We start from the raw sequence: 17,001 nt of genomic DNA, 5'->3' as shown, positions 1-17,001 counted from the left end.
CTTGAAGGAAAAACCATTTCCTATTGCAATCCATGATCTTTTTGATACAGCATTTTTACCATCTCAGCAAATAACAAATTTACCCCGCCCTCCGAATCGAGCACATCTAAATTCACGGCAACAAGGACATATTTTGGATTTTCGTAAGGGAAATAACCTGCGAACCATTTATTATGCAGCTGCATCCCCGCTTGATATTTTCCAGTCTCTGCTGTTCCGGATTTCCCTGCGACCTCGTAGGGCAAGTTCTTAAACCATCTTCCCGTTCCATTTGGGTTTACTACAACTTCCCGCAGTAATCTCTGAAGTTTCATTGCGGTATAAGGAGAGATGTTATCACCTTTTAGGTTTTGCTTTGGGAAATCAGCCATAGTCGTCCCATTCTTATACTCTATTTTTGAGACGGCTCTTACCGTCTCCTTTTCTCCACCTCTTGCGATTGTTGCCATCATATTAGCGACTGCCAATGGCGTTGCCCGTACCTCATGCTGTCCAATGCCAGACATGGCTGCGATATTAGCATCCTTTCTTGCATCATCCGATAGAAACACTCTTCCTTTATCTTCATCAGCCATTTGTTTAAAATCATTTGTATGAAAAATATCACCATGCCAGCCAACAGAACTTGTAAGCGAAAGTTTTTCTGCATAGTCTTCTAAAAGGTGTGGATTTATTTTTTGCAATTCCTTTGCTACTTCTCCGAAAGTCCGATTACAGCTTCTCGCAAAACTATTGGTAAAGTCCAACATTCCGTAATTATATCTTAACTCTGGTTTTCCATTAATTTTTTTACTACAATCAAACAATCGCTTCGCATTATCAAGATTATGATCAATTGCCGCTGCTGCAACAACCGTTTTGAAAACTGAGCCCATGATCTGCTGTTTTAGCATCATATTTGTCATTCCTGCACCATTATAGGGGTCATTTTTATTGATGGTTGGCCGCGAAACAAGTGAAAGGATGCTATTATCCTCAATATTAAGAAGAACCAGTCCCCCTTTTTTAATTTGAAATTGATCCACTAAATCCTCCGCTTTTTGCTGCAGATTCTTATCAAGGGTTGTCCGAATATTAACAGGATAAAACGGATTGGCCGGATCCACATATTTCACATTAATTCCAAACAGGGGTGCCCCGCCTCCATCAACATGATAAACTAGCTTAGACTTTCCTTCAGGAAGGAGGAATTCATCAAAGCTTTCTTCCAGCCCTGATACACCAATCAAGGTTTTCTCCGCTAGTTCTTTATCCGGGTAACGTTTCTTTAATTCGGTTGCATTTTCTCCTGTAAGCCCAATTAGCTGTTCTGCTGGTACTTCTGAACGCTCAAATTTCTTTTCAATCGCAAATACACCTGGGATCTTCAAACTATTGATTCTTTCCTTTTGTGAAGTCGTAAGTTCTACTGGTTCAGGGTCACCATAGGCAAATGGCTTCTTCGCTCCCTCCACAGCCATTTTAAGGACCTCTACAGGTACACCAGAGATGTCAGATACCCGGTCAGCATCCCAATCCATTTTTTTTAAAAAAGGGAAAAGGACGAGAACGGACACCTTTTTATGCGTTAGCATGTCACCATTTCTGTCTAGAAAATTTCCCCTGCCATTATCAATAACTAGTTCCTGTGTTCGTTGTTTTACACTTTCTTCTAATAAATTTACATTATGTTTCGAAAAAGTCTCCGTCTCAATTAACTGTATTTGCATTAAACGTGCTAAAAGTAATAGCAAACCGGTTATAGAAATAATAAGCCATCCTATCGCTCGTTTTCGCCACATAAAAAAACACCTCGTCAAAAGTTTTGACGAGGTTTTCTTATTTCAATCAATTATTCAAATGAAAGACCAAAAATAGTTATAATTACGATTATTTTATACTAACGATTCGGACGCTCATTTCTCCGCCAGGAGTTTGAACTGATACTTGATCGCCTACTTTTTTACCTAAAAGGCTTTTGGCGATTGGGGAATCATTAGAGATTTTCCCTTCAAATGGATCAGCTTCAGCGCTGCCAACAATCGAATACGTTTCTTCATCGCCATCTGGAAGCTCAACAAACGTAACAGAACTTCCTAATGTTACAGAGTCACTTGCCATGGCAGCCTCTGCAATGATCTTGGCATTACGAATCATATTTTCTAATGTGGTAATTCGGCCTTCAACAAATGCCTGTTCCTCTTTCGCGGAATCGTACTCAGAGTTTTCAGACAAATCACCAAAACTTCTCGCGATTTTAATTCTCTCCACCACTTCTTTACGTTTCACAGCTTTTAAATATTCAAGTTCTTGGATAAGTTTTTCTTTACCTGCTTGTGTCATCGGAAATACTTTCTCTGTAGCCAAAACCCTCACTCCTTCTAGTCCTTAAGAATTGTGTATGTACTTTATGTAATTCTATGCCAATCAGCATAATAGATAGTAGCGCGTCCTCTTTTAAAAGGGCGCGCGACAGAAAATATTTTTTCAGTCTGAAATTTATATTTAGACTATTCTTTGCTATTGTTTCATAAAAATGACTTTTGTTCAAGAATTGTTTGAATTTTTGTGACCATTAAATCAATCGCCACATGGTTATGGCCGCCTTCAGGGATAATGATATCTGCATATCGCTTAGTAGGTTCGATAAATTGATTATGCATCGGACGAACAACATTTAAATATTGTTCAATAACGGAATCAAAGGTCCTGCCCCGCTCACTGATATCACGAGTCAAACGGCGGATAATTCGTAAATCCGCATCCGTATCTACGTACAATTTAATGTCCATTAAATTTCGGAGGCGTTCATCTTCAAGTACTAAGATTCCCTCTAAAATGATAACATCTTTTGGTTCTACAGGGATGACCTTGTCTGAACGTGTATGGATTGAATAGTCATAAACAGGTTTTTGGATGATTTCATATCGTAAAAGTTGTTCGATATGTTCAATTAGTAAGTCATTATCAAAGGCGAGCGGGTGATCATAATTTGTTTTCAAACGCGCTTCAAATGGTAAATTACTCTGGTCCTTATAATAATAATCCTGTTCTAGCACTAAAATGGAATGATCTTTCAACGTTTCATAAATGGATTTTGTTACACTGGTTTTTCCGGAGCCGGAGCCGCCGGTTACACCAATAACAACCGGTTTGCGCATCATGCTAGTTCTCCTTTCGCATCATGTTGTTAGGGTAGACCGGTTTGTCCACTTTAAATTGTACAATTTGAAGTGGATGTCTTGCAGCGTCCAATTCATTCCCTTTTTCATCCCAAATTTTATCAATTACATGTGTAAAGTTTTGAATTTCAGGTCCAAAAAATTCCACTTCTTCACCTGGTTTAAAATGGTTACGCTGCTGAAGAGTAACCATTTGGGTTTCTGGATTATAATCCAAAACAAGACCTACAAATTCAAAATTTGTCTTCTTGCTATGATTACCAAACATTTGCTCTTTATACCCCGGAACACCTTCAAAAAATGCTGGTGCTGTTTCCCGATTGGCACACTTGTCCAGCTCTGTTAACCATTCCTTCTGTATGACAAAATTCTCAGGATCGGCGCAATAGGCATCGATGACTTTGCGATATACACTAACGACTGTTGCAATATAGTGGATGGATTTCATTCGGCCTTCAATTTTTAAACTATCGATTCCAAGTTCAATCATTTGCGGGATTGCTTGAATTAAGTTAAGATCTTTCGGGCTCATTGCAAACGGAGCGTCCCCCTCTTCATAGAGAGCCACTTCTGCATCGCTTCCTTCAAGTTGGTAAAGATCATAATCCCAGCGGCATGATTGACAGCAGCCACCACGATTCGAATCCCTTGCAGTCATATGGTTGCTCAATGTACAACGGCCGGAATAAGCGATACACATGGCACCATGAATAAAGGTTTCAATCTCAACGTCGACCTTTTCTTTCATTTCTTTAATTTCATCAGCACTTACCTCACGTGCTAAAACGACTCGCTCTGCCCCGGCCTCTTTCCAGAACTGAGCTGCCTTCCAGTTAGAAAGTGATTGTTGTGTACTAATATGGATTTCAATTTCCGGCGCAAGACGGCGGCAGGTTTCAATAATTAACGGGTCTGCGACAATAATTCCCGCAATTCCAGTTTCCTTCAAGCCTAGGATATATTCTTCTAATCCATCCAAATTTTCATTATGAGCAAAAATGTTAGTGGTCACATAAATCTTTGCTCCGTAGCTCTTAGCAAACTCAACCCCTTCTTTCATTTCTTCGAAGGTAAAGTTGTCTGCATTTGAACGAAGTCCATACTCTTGGCCGCCAATAAACACGGCGTCGGCACCATAATGGACAGCAATTTTTAATTTTTCGAGATTTCCAGCTGGAGCAAGGAGTTCCGGCTTCTTTACAATGACACGTTTTCCATCGATAATTTCAGAAATCTTATCTTTAACTGTATTCATAGTTGAACCCCTCCTTAGTACACTGTCTCTTTAAAATAGAATCCTGTATCTAATGAACGATTTTCTGGCTGAATTTCTTCAATTGCAGCTAATAGCTCGTCCTTTTTATCTTCATATGCGTCTGGATCTTCACTAAACAAATCGATTGCTTCACGGTAAGCCTTTGTTACTGCAAGAATATATTCAGCGCTTTTTAAGATTCCATCTATTTTAAACGAGTCAACACCCGCTTCTAGCATCTCTTGCAGTTCATCAATGATACAAATATCATTTGGGCTCATAATATGTGTGCCATTTTCGTCTTCAAAAATGGGATATTTATTTTCACGCTCTTTATCATGGAGAAACATGTTCTTTTCCATTTTGCGGTTTTCGATTTCCAATACCTTCCCTTGGTATTCATAATAATTCCCCAGCAAGGAGCGTTTCGATTGGAACATACAACTCATCCCATGAACTTGGACTTCGATTTCCACTTCTGCATTTTCTTTTGTTTCCACAACGGCATCCATATTTATTTCTCGTGCTAGGACAGCTCTTTTCGCCCCTTTTGTGCCCCAATAGTTGCAGGTAAACCAGTTAGTTCCAGTGGTTTCCGTACTCCAATGGAGTTTCATATCAGGAGCAACTTCTCTGACGGTCATTAATACAGCCGGATCACCAAAAATAATTGCATCAGCCTTAGCATCTGATACAAATTTAATATAATCATCTAATTCAGCAATTTTTTCATTATGAAAAATCGCATTCAAGGCCACATAGACCTTTTTATCTTTTGAATGAGCTAGTTCAATTGTTTTTTGTACATCATCACGGGTAAATTCACCAGCCAGCCTCAGCCCATAGCGTTGTTCACCAATTACAAACGCATCTGCTCCTGCTTCAATTAATGGCAAGATATCATCAACTGTCAAGGGAGTTACAAGTAATTCCGGTTTTTTCATTTACTCTCACCTCTTCTTTTACTTATCGCAACCCCATCCCCTACGGGTAGAATGACCGAATGGTAATCTGGGTGGCTCATTAACCAGTGGTTAAATTCATCAATTTTTTTAACAAGATTACGGATTCTTTTTGTTTCAATTTCTGGTTCGGCAACCAGTCCTTTAAATAAAACATTATCAGTAATAATCATTCCATCGTCACTTAAATATTTTGAATACATTTCGAAGAACTTTTTATATTGACCTTTTGCTGCATCAATAAAAATGACGTCAAATGTGGCATGTTCTTTCACAGCATCCTCAACCTCTAGTGCATCACCTTTGATCAAAGTAATTTGATTATGATGTTCCGAACGTTGGATAAATTCTTCTGCCACTTGCAGCCGTTCCATATCTCGTTCTATGGTAACTATATGGGCTTTTGGCAGTGCATCAGCCATTCGTAATGCTGAATAACCGATTGCCGTGCCTACCTCAAGTATTCTTTCCGAACGATTAATTCGCAATAATTGAAGCATGGTTTCTATACCAGAGAGTTCCATAATAGGAACATTATGAATACTAGCATAGTTTTCCATTTCTGTTAGTAACGGATTTCGTTCTGAAATAAGACCTTCTATATAAGAATGCAGCTTTTCATTTAACAAGCTGCCCTCACCTCTATCCTTAAATAAGAATTGCACTCATGTAGCAATTCTCTAAGTAAAATACTTTTATTATCTCTATCCATAATGCTCTTTAGACATGAAAAAATAGCGTTCACAGTAATCTTCAGCATTTAACGGTAAAAATCCGCCATCATGCGTTCCAAGCAGTTGTTGCTTAGAGTACCTTTACTGTGAGTTACGCTATGGATCCTTTATTAAAACACTTGAACTATTTTATCATAAACCAATTGTAAATTTCAATACAAAAACGAGGGAAAGCGATAGTTTCCCTCGTGGAATCCATTATTTTTTACTAGTAATATGTTTTGCTTTTTCTATATTATGTTCTTCGAGTGTTTTTGTAAAAATAACATCTCCGTCAGCTGTTGCTATGAAGTAATAATAATCTGTTTGCGCAGGATTAAGTGATGCTTCAATCGAAGACTTTCCGGCATTGGCAATTGGACCAGGAGGTAAACCGGTATTTTGATAGGTGTTATAGGGAGAATCCACTTCAAGATCCTTATATAATACCCTTGCCTTGTGTTTCCCTTGGGCATAGAGAACGGTTGGATCCGTTTGGAGCATCATTCCCTTTTTTATGCGATTATAAAATACACTTGCAATCGTTTTGCGGTCTGCTTTTTCGGTTGCTTCCTCTTCGACTAAAGAGGCCATTGTCAAAAGTTGATGAACAGAAAGCTTTTTCTTCTCACTTTGTTCCGCATAATCAGATAATACTGCCCGCGTTTTCGTAAGCATAGCGGCAACCATTTCCTCTACTGAGGGATTGTTTTTATAAAACGGATAGGTTGCAGGGTATAAATACCCCTCAAGAGGATATTTCACTGAAGAATTTAAAATTTCTTCTGTTAAGATATCAGGATATTTAGCCATCAATGTTTTAATAAATTCCTGATCGTTCAATTTATTAAACACATCATTTTCATTCTGTTTAGTAGCTTTCGCCATTATCGCAGCGATTTCTTTTAGTTGTTTTCCTTCAGGTATCGTAATTTTGAAGCTGGCTTGTGCCAGTACTTTTCCTGTCTTGAGGCGATTGACGATTTCAGGAACATCCATAGACGGACTTAGTTGATATTGCCCTGCCATAAACCCGCCTTCATTTTTTAACTTAACATAATATTTGAATACTTTTGCACTCTTTATTATGCCATTTGATTCTAATGTTTCGGCAATACCAGTGACCGATGAACCCAACGGAATATCAACCTGTTTAAACTTCTTACTACCTGCGTCAATAGGTTTAAGCGCTGAATCTATATACAAATATCCTCCACCACTAATTAAGAGTATAAATAATAGCAATAAAATGGAAATAATCAAAACTATCTTTCTGACAACTTTTGCTTCTTTTTGATGTTCTAACATTTTTTTACGAATAACATCTTTTTTTGTATCTGTTTTGTCTGTTGTCATCTGACTCCCCCTTTCCTTTGACTCATAGAACGACGCACGAAAAAATAGACCATCTTAATTATTTCAGCATATAGTAAGAAAAATGTCAATTTAACAATAAATTTGTCGGATTATAAAACGCAATCTATAAAAAAACCGGCCATGGAAATGGCCGGTTTTTCACTTTCTATTCTTCGTCTTCTTGGTCTTCGTTGAAGGTATTGAAAACTTCTTCAACCATATCCCATTCTTCATCCGTTTCAATTTGCATTAACGGACCATATCCGCCGTCTTCTGTTGGAATGTAGGCATAGACATGAATGTCGACATCCTCTTCATCATCATCAAAAGATCCGACTGGATAAAAGAATACATAGGATTTTTCGAATTCCTCAGAATCAAAAGTAAAAAGTACTTCATGTAATTGTTCATTACCATTTTCGTCTACCAATGTAATATATTGTTCCTCATCATGTTCGTGTTCGTGCTCGTTTACCATTTCTTCACCTCATTAATTTTTACTATCTAGATAGCCTTGCAGAATCATTACCGCTGCCATCTTATCAATAACTTTCTTCCGTTTTTTCCGACTCACATCGGCTTCAAGTAGCACTCGCTCAGCTGCCATGGTTGTAAGACGCTCGTCCCAAAGAATTGTTTGAACCGCAAATTGCTTTTCAATTTCATTGGCATATTGCATACTCGCTTCTGCACGCGGTCCGATGGTCCCGTTCATGTTCTTAGGCAGACCGATGACAACTTTCTCTACTTGATACTCTTTTATTAATTGACCAATTTCCTCAAAACCAAACTCATTTCTTTCTTCATTGATTTTGAGAGTGGTGAGGCCCTGAGCAGTCCAGCCAAATTCATCGCTTAACGCAACACCGACTGTCTTCGTGCCTACATCTAAACCCAATACGCGCATTATTAACCCTCTCGCTGTTGTTTAAGATAGGATTTTACCAATTCCTCAATAATTTCATCACGTTCAAGCTTGCGAATTATATTGCGGGCATCACGATGACGTGGAATATAGGCAGGATCTCCAGATAAAAGATAACCAACAATTTGGTTGATCGGGTTATAGCCTTTTTCCTGCAAAGCTTCATACACTTGATTAAGAACATCATTAATATCATGTTCAAATGGTTCTTCAGGAAAATTGAATCGCATCGTTTTGTCAAATGAGCTCATTGCATGCACCTCGCTTTTTATTTGAGGAAAATTATTCTATATTAACTACATTTTACACTACTTTATTTCAATATCAAATGGATTTTACCCATTCCTCTACGGATTGAAGCGCTGCATCCAGCTTTTCAGGGTCTTTACCACCAGCTTGAGCCATGTCAGGACGACCACCGCCGCCACCGCCGCAGCGTGTAGCAACTTCTTTGATTAACTTACCAGCATGGTAACCTTTTTCAATAAGATCCTTCGTTACCGCTGCAATTAAGTTTACCTTTCCTTCCTGTGCACTTCCCAAAACAATTACAACAGAGCCTAGCTTTTGCTTTAAATCATCCGCCATATTTCTGAGGTTATTCATATCAGCACCTTGAACATTTGCCGTTAATACAGTCACCCCATCAATTTCTTTTGCTTTTGTTACGAGGTTTCCAGCTTCAATATTTCCAAGCTTCGTCGCAAGAGATTCGTTTTCTCTGTGAAGTTGTTTGATTTCAAGCATCAAACTATCAATTCGGTTAGCGATATCTTTAGGATTGGTTTTTAGTTTCTCAGCTGCATCCTTTAATAAACCAACCTGCTCATTTAGAGACTTGTATGCCGATTCACCGGTTATTGCTTCAATCCTTCTTGTACCAGCACCAATTCCACCCTCAGAAACAATCTTAAATAATCCAATCACAGAGGTATTTGGCACATGGCATCCCCCGCAAAGCTCAAGGCTGTAGTCTCCCACCCTTACTACACGGACAATATCTCCATATTTTTCGCCAAAAAGAGCCATTGCTCCCATTGCTTTTGCTTCAGCAATCGGTTTTAAGCTGATGTCCAGTTCGATATTTCTCCAGATTTTTTCATTGACGATTTGTTCAACCTGTTCAAGTTCTTCTGGCTTAATTTGACCGAAATGCGAAAAATCAAAGCGGAGACGATCTGGTTCTACAAGGGAACCAGCTTGATTCACGTGCTCGCCAAGAACGTCTTTTAAGGCTTGGTGTAACAAATGTGTCGCTGTATGGTTTTTAATAATCTTGACACGATTCTCGGCATCCACTTCAGCTTTCACCTTGTCATTCGTTCTTAAGGTTCCAGCTGTAACCATGACTTGATGAAGGTTTTGACCATTAGGTGCTTTTTGTACGTCCTTAACAGCAACGCTGCTACCTTCACCTTCGATCACTCCACGGTCCGCAATTTGACCGCCGCTCTCGGCATAGAATGGTGTCACATCAAGAATTAATTGTACTTCCTCACCACTAGTCGCACTGTCAACAAGTTCACCATTTTTAATAATCGCGGCCACAGTGGAATTTGTTTTGAGTTCATCGTAGCCAACAAATTTACTCTCGACCTTTACATCACGAAGAACTCCACCTTGAACCTGCATCGAATCGACATCTTGTCTTGCCGCCCGTGCACGTTCACGCTGCTGCTCCATTTCGACCTCGAAGCCGGCATGATCTACCTTCATACCCTCTTCTTCTGCATATTCCTCTGTTAATTCAACAGGGAATCCATAGGTATCGTAAAGTCGGAAAATATCAGCACCTGTGATGATATCACTGCCTTTTTCTTTTTCCTTCTTAATGACAGTAGCAAGAATCGCTAAGCCTTCATGAAGAGTCTCATGGAAGCGTTCTTCTTCGCTCTTGATGACTTTTTGAATGAAATCTGTCTTATCCTTAACTTCTGGATAAAAATCATCCATAATCTCGCCAACCACAGGTACGAGTTCATACATGAATGGACGATTAATGTTGATTTGTTTTGCATACCGAACAGCTCGGCGAAGCAGGCGGCGAAGCACATAGCCACGGCCTTCGTTGGAAGGCAATGCTCCATCTCCGACAGCAAAAGCAACCGTCCGAATATGGTCAGCAATAACTTTGAAAGCAACATCGGTTTCTTTGTTTTGACCGTACTTTTCATCAGAAATCTCTTCTGTTGCACGAATAATCGGGATAAATAAATCTGTATCAAAATTGGTAGGGACGTTTTGTACAACAGAAGCCATACGTTCTAATCCCATCCCCGTATCAATATTTTTCTTTGGCAGTGGTGTATAAGTGCCATCAGGATTATGATTGAATTGAGAAAATACAAGGTTCCAGACTTCAAGATATCGGTCATTTTCACCGCCCGGATAAAGCTCAGGGTCTGATGGATTATTTCCATACTCTGGACCGCGGTCATAAAAAATTTCAGTATTCGGGCCGCTTGGACCTTCTCCAATATCCCAGAAATTCCCTTCCAAACGAATAATCCGCTCTTCTGGCAAACCAATTGTGTTTCGCCAAATGTCATATGCCTCGTTGTCCTCAGGATGGATCGTAACTGATAGCAGTTCTGGATCCCAGCCAATCCATTTTTCAGATGTTAAGAACTCCCATGCCCATTCAATCGCTTCCACCTTAAAATATTCACCAATGGAAAAGTTACCTAGCATCTCAAAGAATGTATGGTGTCGAGCCGTTTTCCCAACATTCTCAATGTCATTGGTTCTGATTGATTTCTGTGCATTTGTAATTCTCGGATTTTCAGGAACAACACGCCCATCAAAATATTTCTTTAAGGTTGCGACACCACTGTTAATCCATAAAAGTGATGGATCATCATGAGGCACTAGTGATGCACTTGGTTCGATTGTGTGACCTTTTTCTTTACTAAAAAACTCTAAAAACATGGAACGAATTTGTGAACCTGTTAAATTCTTCATATGTAGTCCTCCTTTATATAAATAAGCATACAAAAAAGCCCTCATCCCCAAAAACAGGGACGAGAGCTTGTCTCGCGGTACCACCCTGATTATGGATACAATAAAACGTATCCATCTCTCAAAAATCCCTTAACGCAGGCATACGGCAGTGATTAGCTGCACTCCAGATTAGCTTTCTGTCGTCCTTCATCTAGAGCTTCTTTCAGCTAGGGAAGCTCCTCTCTTCTTCGCAAATGCGATACAGATGGTCTACAACATACTTTATCCTTCAACATTTTCATACAATTACTCTATATCACGAATTATAGACACCCGAAAAAAGTTTGTCAAATCAATCTTTCCGCTTAAGTGGAAGGTTCTTTTGCATTCCTTCGGATAAAATGATTTTTCGCGTGAATAATGGCTACTTTGATGACAACAAGGACAGGGACGGCCAAGATTAATCCCAGAATCCCGCCTATTTCTCCTCCAGCTGTTAATGCACCCATAATAATTAAGGGGTGCATATGAAGACTCTTCCCGACAATCATGGGGGATAGGATGTTTCCTTCTAGAAATTGGAGACCAAACACAATGACTAATGTAATCAATACCAATTTTACGGATGATGTAGCCGCGATAATGACGGCAGGGACTGCTCCGATGATGGGTCCAAAATAAGGAATGACATTTGTAATCCCAACTATTAAACCTAATATCAACGGGTAATTTAAATGGAACAGCCAAAACAAAAGGGCAGAGACACTGCCTATAATGATACATACCAAGAGTTGTCCCCTAATATAGCTGCCAAGGGATTCATCGACATCTTTAAGAAATAGTGTTCCTTTTCTCCGCCATTGTTTAGGTGTTATATACCAAAGTGCCCGTTTTATCAAAGGAAAATCCTTTAACATATAAAAGGCAATAAAAGGTATAATCATCATAATTAAGGCCGAATTAAGAAACTTAATTAATATATTGACGATTACTGTTAATAAGGAATCCAGTTTTTCTTCAAACGCATCAATGCCTTCATCCATTCTAGTCTGCAGACCATCTGGCCATTCCCTTGTGTGCGATTGAAGCGTAGTAATCCATCCTCTGTATTGCTCTGCTAATACTGGTGCACTTTCAGAGAGGTCTTTTATCTGGTCAATGATTGCCGGAACGCCTTTATACACGCAAAAGCCCAGTCCGCCAAAAAATAAAATATAAATAAGAAAAATAGCAAGCCCTCGGTGGAGGCCCTTTTGATGTAGTTTCTCCACAACTGGATGGAGTAAATAAGTGATAAATCCTCCAATGGCAAACGGAAGGATAATAATGACAGCGACTCTTAGGATTGGCAGCCATACAAAGCGGATTTTTAGAAAAACATAAATGGCAATTAATAAAAGGAGTAAAAAACCGATGCGGTAATACCATTTCATTCGAATTTCCACGTTCCAAGCCTCCTTCAGATTAGTTTTAGAGACACTTGGGTGAAATATACATTTAAAATCCCCCTCTGGTTTGAGGGGGATTCGTTCTAAAATATCGCTCGTTTCACTTTCCTTGTCATTCTTTTCATATTGCGGGTGGACATCATATTATTTCTTTGGGCGACATTATAGGCCGCCATCCCCGCACCAAACGCAATCATCGTCGTCATCATTTTATTCATACGTTTCACCTCTTTAATAGACGTTAAATAAGTTTCTGCTACTTTGATAACGATCTAGCTCAGCGTTTCCGCTTTTCTCTCTTAAAGGGTGTAACGACGCTCTTCTTCTTCAAACAAATCGTCCAAGGAACTAAGTGACCCGTCTTCTTCGACTTGATGGGTATTGATTAGGCCTTTGTTTACTGAAAGTTCAATAAAGCAATTCCAACAATAATATTGGTTAATACCAATCTTACCGATATCCTTGCTTTGACAATTGGGACACTTTAACATGAAAAGACACCTCACGTATTATTTACGTCAACGATAATGGCATCCTTTCCGATTGCTAAGGGCTTCCCGGATTGAATGACTTGTTTGCCTTCCGTAAGATCCGAAAAGAAGCCATCCGTGATTTCGTACCCTATGATTGTGCCCAATTCCTCCTGAAAATATACATCTTTTAACAAACCGAGGGATTCTCCGCTTTTTGAAAGCATCATCATCCCGTCTAATGGCTGTTGATGTGTAAGTGTATATTGGGGGTCTTTCAGTTTTACTAAAGAGTCGTTAGCCTTAATCATTACCCCATCTGCACCGAAGGAAGCCACTTTTTGGATATCCAAAAAAAAGGATTGTTTGAAAAAAACGCCTTTTTTTACCAATAGACCGTCTACCTTACCGGTGCTCGAGATACATAAATCACTTACCTCGCCAATTTTTTGTCCGCTGTTTGTTTCAAAAACAGGCTGTCCTTTTAATAAAGAGAATGTCCGCAAAGAGTGTCCCACCTCCTGTGAACATTCATAGTGTTAGTCATTTAACATAAAATCATAAGGTGAAACGTTTTCCATACCAACCATTGGATTAGCCTGCATGAATTTTTCTTCGTAGGACAAGACAGAGCCTATTTCTTCACCTTGGTCAATATTTTCTTTAGATGTATTTGACTCAAGCTTTTCGCCAATAAGTGTAGCAGCTGTAATCGACTCTTGCAGCTTTTGACACAAGGTAGTTTGGCGGGAAAGTTCATCCGCCCTTTCTACACCCATTTTAAGGGCATCTACTTCGCCGCAGAGAATCAAGGATTGTTTACTTCTGGTAATGGCAGTATAGATTAAATTCCTACGTAACATCCGATAATAGCTTCTTGTCACAGGTAAGATGACAATCGGGAATTCACTGCCCTGCGATTTATGGACGGAACAACAATAAGCGTGAGTAATTTGAGTTAAATCCTGCCTGGTATACTCGACTTCATTGCCTTCAAAGGAAATGTAAATCATATCCTGTTTTTCGGTGTTTTCCTTCGCATAGATAATCGAGATAATTTCCCCAATATCCCCGTTAAAGACATTGCTTTCTGGTTGGTTTACCAGTTGGAGTACTTTATCACCAATCCGATATTTTACCTCACCAAAAGCAATTTCCTTTCTTTTACCATCAGGATTAGGATTAAAAATTTCTTGCAATAAAACATTCAAGCGGTCAATTCCGGCCGGCCCCCTGTACATAGGGGCTAACACTTGTATATCCTTCGCCGAATAGCCTTTATTTTTGGCATTAAAGGCGACTTTCTCAACCACTTGTGCAACCTGTGTTGTTGAACATTTAATAAACGAACGATCTGCTTGCTTTACTGTAATATCGGCGGGCAAGTAGCCTTTTTTAATTTCATGGGCAAGTTCAATAATCGAAGAGCCTTCTGCCTGTCGGTAAATATCCGTTAAACGTACGGTTGGAATCCGTTCAGATGTGAGCAAATCTTTTAAGACCTGTCCCGGTCCAACCGATGGCAATTGATCTTCATCACCTACCATGATGACTTGTATGTTTTCGGGAAGCGCCTTAAACAATTGATTTGCGAGCCATATATCGAGCATCGAGGTTTCATCTACGATGATAATTTTCCCTTCGAGCGGACTTGCATCGTCACGGTCAAATCCTTCTTGACCATTAAATCCAAGTAAGCGATGTATGGTTACAGCTGGGAGGCCGGTGGATTCACTCATCCTTTTTGCGGCTCTTCCTGTCGGGGCTGCCAATAAGAACGGAAAGGGTTCGCCTTTTTTCTGGTAATCCTTAAGCTCTAAGGAGCAACCATGCAGTTCTGAATAAAGTTCTACAATTCCTTTGATAACAGTTGTTTTTCCTGTTCCTGGTCCACCGGTTAGAATCAACATCGGCGACATTAACGCCGTTTGGATGGCCTCGCGCTGCGAGGGTGCATATTGCACACCCAGTCGTTCCTCTAAACTTCCTAATGAAAGTAGAAATTCAGATTCCGGAAATTGATCCTTATATTCTGTTTGTTCGAGGATACGCTGGATATTTGTTACTAGCCCTTTTTCGGCAAAATATAAGGATGGCAAGTACACGCGTTTCTCTTCACCAATTAATTTCCCCTCTTCTTGCAGCTTGATGACTTCATTTGAAATATCTATGTATTCTATTTGATCGCGCTTGTTCTCTTCTAAAAGTGCTTTTACTTGTTCTAATAAGTCCTCAGCATGAATGTATACATGACCCGTCTGCATGCTTTCATTTTCAAGGATATAGAGACAGGCAGCTTTAATCCGGTCAGGGTGATTCCCTGAAATCCCCAGTTGGTAACCTAGCTCATCAGCCCGGCCAAAACCGATTCCTTCGATATCTTCAACAAGTTTATAAGGATTTTTCTGCATAATTTCAAGCGTCTCATCTTTATAGGCTTGATATATACGCATCGAGATTTGGGGTCCGAAGCCATATTGATTTAAAGCAACCATAACTTGCTCTAATCCTTGATGCTCCATTAATGTATCGTAGAGCATTTTTGCTTTTTCAGGAGGGAGTTTTGGAATGGATTCAAGCAAGGACGGCTGGTTGAGAATCTTTGAGATGGCGTCTTCTCCTAAGGTTTCAACAATGTTTTCAGCCGTCTTTTTCCCAATACCTTTAAACATCTCTCCCGATAAATAGTTGATGACCCCTTGTTTCGATTGGGGCATGTCTTTGCGGAAGTGATTGGTATGAAATTGCAGTCCAAACTTAGGATGATCCTTAAATTCACCGAAAAAGATATAGGTCTCCTGTTCATGGACTTTTGGAAAATAACCGGTGACCACAGCTTCTTTGTCCTCATAAGGATGATTTGTTTCATCAACTCTTATCCGTAAAACCGTATAAAGGTTTTGTTCATTGTGAAAAATGGTGACAATCGGTCTGCCTTTTACAAATTTCCCCTGTTCAGCAAATAAATCCAACGCGTCTTGCTTTTCCATTTAGCTCCCTCCCTTCTATAAAATAATGATTATTATTGATTGCTTTCTAATAATTTTTTCGCATGACCTGCAAGCAGATGGTCCGGTTGAATGTCGAGTGCTTTATTTAACATTTCTAATGCTTTTGTCAGATTGTCTTGAAAGGCGTAGGAGACACCTAAATTATAAAAAGCATCGGAATGAGTTGGATCCAATTCGATACATTTTTCAAATTGAATGACAGCCTCGGGGATTAATTCTAACTGCGCCAAACATAATCCGTATTGAAAACGAGCTTCAGCATCGTTCTCATTTAACTCCACACTTCTTTGTAAGTAAGGGAGCGCAAATTTCCCTTGATCCAACTGAACAAGAGTCAGCCCTAACATGAAATAATTATCACTGGATTGCAAACCCTTTTTCATGGCAGTCTCAAACATATTCTTAGCTTCGTTGAATAGGTCCCTGCTAAATAACAAAGTCCCAATACTATAATAAGCCGCCGCAGCGTTTTCATCTATTTCAATTGCTTTTTGATAAAAATTAAGAGCCTTTTCGTCGTCCCCAACCGCGGAAAGTACATTTCCGAAATTTATATAGGCAACAGGGTCTTTTGGGTTTTCTTGAATGGCTTCATTAAAGGCCTTTGCCGCCTCTTCCAGATTGCCATCCTGCATGTATTGTACACCTAATTGGTTTTTATCCATTATTACCACTCCAATCTAAGAGAAAGTATATCATATTTTATAAAAAAATAACCTGAACAAAAAAACCCGACTCCAAATAAGGAATCAGGTCTTCT

General features: G+C 39.4%; 17 protein-coding genes and 1 other annotated feature. All 17 genes read right to left on the bottom strand.

The genetic code is table 11. The features are described from left to right. Positions 1-20 precede the first annotated feature (20 nt). Positions 21-1,781, bottom strand: coding sequence for a peptidoglycan D,D-transpeptidase FtsI family protein (locus BR30_RS0101875; RefSeq protein ID WP_026563494.1), 1,761 nt, complete (start codon positions 1,779-1,781; stop codon positions 21-23). Positions 1,782-1,869: 88 nt separating this feature from the next. Next, positions 1,870-2,346 (bottom strand): transcription elongation factor GreA, encoded by a 477-nt coding sequence (gene greA / locus BR30_RS0101870; RefSeq protein WP_026563493.1) that lies wholly within the window; start codon positions 2,344-2,346, stop codon positions 1,870-1,872. 161 nt (positions 2,347-2,507) lie between these two features. Continuing rightward, complete coding sequence (gene udk, locus BR30_RS0101865; RefSeq protein ID WP_026563492.1) at positions 2,508-3,143, bottom strand: uridine kinase; 636 nt, start codon at positions 3,141-3,143, stop codon at positions 2,508-2,510. A gap of 1 nt (position 3,144) precedes the next feature. Beyond that, positions 3,145-4,416: a peptidase U32 family protein gene (locus BR30_RS0101860; protein ID WP_026563491.1), complete on the bottom strand. Its 1,272-nt coding sequence runs from the start codon at positions 4,414-4,416 to the stop codon at positions 3,145-3,147. Between the two features lie 14 nt (positions 4,417-4,430). Then, positions 4,431-5,360, bottom strand: coding sequence for a peptidase U32 family protein (locus BR30_RS0101855; RefSeq protein ID WP_026563490.1), 930 nt, complete (start codon positions 5,358-5,360; stop codon positions 4,431-4,433). Continuing rightward, on the bottom strand, positions 5,357-6,007 hold the full coding sequence (locus BR30_RS0101850; RefSeq protein WP_026563489.1) for an O-methyltransferase: 651 nt from the start codon (positions 6,005-6,007) through the stop codon (positions 5,357-5,359). Before BR30_RS0101850 ends, BR30_RS0101855 begins: the two co-directional genes overlap by 4 nt. Before the next feature lie 303 nt (positions 6,008-6,310). Then, positions 6,311-7,447, bottom strand: coding sequence for an endolytic transglycosylase MltG (gene mltG / locus BR30_RS0101845; protein ID WP_026563488.1), 1,137 nt, complete (start codon positions 7,445-7,447; stop codon positions 6,311-6,313). A gap of 166 nt (positions 7,448-7,613) precedes the next feature. After that, positions 7,614-7,925 (bottom strand): DUF1292 domain-containing protein, encoded by a 312-nt coding sequence (locus tag BR30_RS0101840; protein ID WP_026563487.1) that lies wholly within the window; start codon positions 7,923-7,925, stop codon positions 7,614-7,616. Between the two features lie 12 nt (positions 7,926-7,937). Then, complete coding sequence (gene ruvX / locus BR30_RS0101835) at positions 7,938-8,354, bottom strand: Holliday junction resolvase RuvX (RefSeq protein ID WP_026563486.1); 417 nt, start codon at positions 8,352-8,354, stop codon at positions 7,938-7,940. A 2-nt stretch (positions 8,355-8,356) separates the two neighbouring features. Then, complete coding sequence (locus BR30_RS0101830; RefSeq protein ID WP_026563485.1) at positions 8,357-8,623, bottom strand: IreB family regulatory phosphoprotein; 267 nt, start codon at positions 8,621-8,623, stop codon at positions 8,357-8,359. A 73-nt stretch (positions 8,624-8,696) separates the two neighbouring features. Next, positions 8,697-11,333: an alanine--tRNA ligase gene (gene alaS / locus BR30_RS0101825; protein ID WP_026563484.1), complete on the bottom strand. Its 2,637-nt coding sequence runs from the start codon at positions 11,331-11,333 to the stop codon at positions 8,697-8,699. Positions 11,334-11,385: 52 nt separating this feature from the next. Next, positions 11,386-11,614 (bottom strand) — a binding site (T-box leader). Between the two features lie 63 nt (positions 11,615-11,677). Beyond that, entirely contained in the window at positions 11,678-12,757 is a 1,080-nt protein-coding gene (locus BR30_RS0101820) for an AI-2E family transporter (RefSeq protein WP_026563483.1), read from the bottom strand. An 86-nt stretch (positions 12,758-12,843) separates the two neighbouring features. Then, the gene (locus BR30_RS35565) at positions 12,844-12,978 is read right to left on the bottom strand and encodes a YrzQ family protein (RefSeq protein ID WP_081825319.1); all 135 of its coding nucleotides are present in this window, start codon (positions 12,976-12,978) and stop codon (positions 12,844-12,846) included. 81 nt (positions 12,979-13,059) lie between these two features. Next, positions 13,060-13,251, bottom strand: a complete 192-nt coding sequence (locus tag BR30_RS0101810) for a hypothetical protein (protein ID WP_026563482.1) — start codon at positions 13,249-13,251, stop codon at positions 13,060-13,062. 11 nt (positions 13,252-13,262) lie between these two features. Beyond that, positions 13,263-13,736: a PRC-barrel domain-containing protein gene (locus tag BR30_RS0101805; protein ID WP_026563481.1), complete on the bottom strand. Its 474-nt coding sequence runs from the start codon at positions 13,734-13,736 to the stop codon at positions 13,263-13,265. Between the two features lie 33 nt (positions 13,737-13,769). After that, a complete protein-coding gene (gene recD2, locus BR30_RS0101800; RefSeq protein ID WP_026563480.1) occupies positions 13,770-16,220 on the bottom strand; it encodes an SF1B family DNA helicase RecD2 in 2,451 nt (816 codons plus the stop codon). A gap of 32 nt (positions 16,221-16,252) precedes the next feature. Beyond that, positions 16,253-16,906 (bottom strand): tetratricopeptide repeat protein, encoded by a 654-nt coding sequence (locus tag BR30_RS0101795; RefSeq protein ID WP_026563479.1) that lies wholly within the window; start codon positions 16,904-16,906, stop codon positions 16,253-16,255. Between the last annotated feature and the right edge of the window lie 95 nt (positions 16,907-17,001).

Source organism: Bacillus sp. UNC41MFS5 (assembly GCF_000686805.1).
The sequence above is the reverse complement of the archived record's forward strand: the minus strand, read 5'-3'. Positions and strand labels throughout refer to the sequence as shown.

Coding starts and splice junctions, on each gene's coding strand:
- ruvX (WP_026563486.1), bottom strand. CDS start 8,354: ATGCGCGTATTGGGTTTAGATGTAGGCACGAAGACAGTCGGTGTTGCG.
- BR30_RS0101810 (WP_026563482.1), bottom strand. CDS start 13,251: ATGTTAAAGTGTCCCAATTGTCAAAGCAAGGATATCGGTAAGATTGGT.
- BR30_RS0101840 (WP_026563487.1), bottom strand. CDS start 7,925: ATGGTAAACGAGCACGAACACGAACATGATGAGGAACAATATATTACA.
- BR30_RS0101855 (WP_026563490.1), bottom strand. CDS start 5,360: ATGAAAAAACCGGAATTACTTGTAACTCCCTTGACAGTTGATGATATC.
- alaS (WP_026563484.1), bottom strand. CDS start 11,333: ATGAAGAATTTAACAGGTTCACAAATTCGTTCCATGTTTTTAGAGTTT.
- mltG (WP_026563488.1), bottom strand. CDS start 7,447: ATGACAACAGACAAAACAGATACAAAAAAAGATGTTATTCGTAAAAAA.
- BR30_RS0101860 (WP_026563491.1), bottom strand. CDS start 4,416: ATGAATACAGTTAAAGATAAGATTTCTGAAATTATCGATGGAAAACGT.
- BR30_RS0101875 (WP_026563494.1), bottom strand. CDS start 1,781: ATGTGGCGAAAACGAGCGATAGGATGGCTTATTATTTCTATAACCGGT.
- BR30_RS35565 (WP_081825319.1), bottom strand. CDS start 12,978: ATGAATAAAATGATGACGACGATGATTGCGTTTGGTGCGGGGATGGCG.
- udk (WP_026563492.1), bottom strand. CDS start 3,143: ATGATGCGCAAACCGGTTGTTATTGGTGTAACCGGCGGCTCCGGCTCC.
- BR30_RS0101795 (WP_026563479.1), bottom strand. CDS start 16,906: ATGGATAAAAACCAATTAGGTGTACAATACATGCAGGATGGCAATCTG.
- recD2 (WP_026563480.1), bottom strand. CDS start 16,220: ATGGAAAAGCAAGACGCGTTGGATTTATTTGCTGAACAGGGGAAATTT.
- BR30_RS0101830 (WP_026563485.1), bottom strand. CDS start 8,623: ATGAGCTCATTTGACAAAACGATGCGATTCAATTTTCCTGAAGAACCA.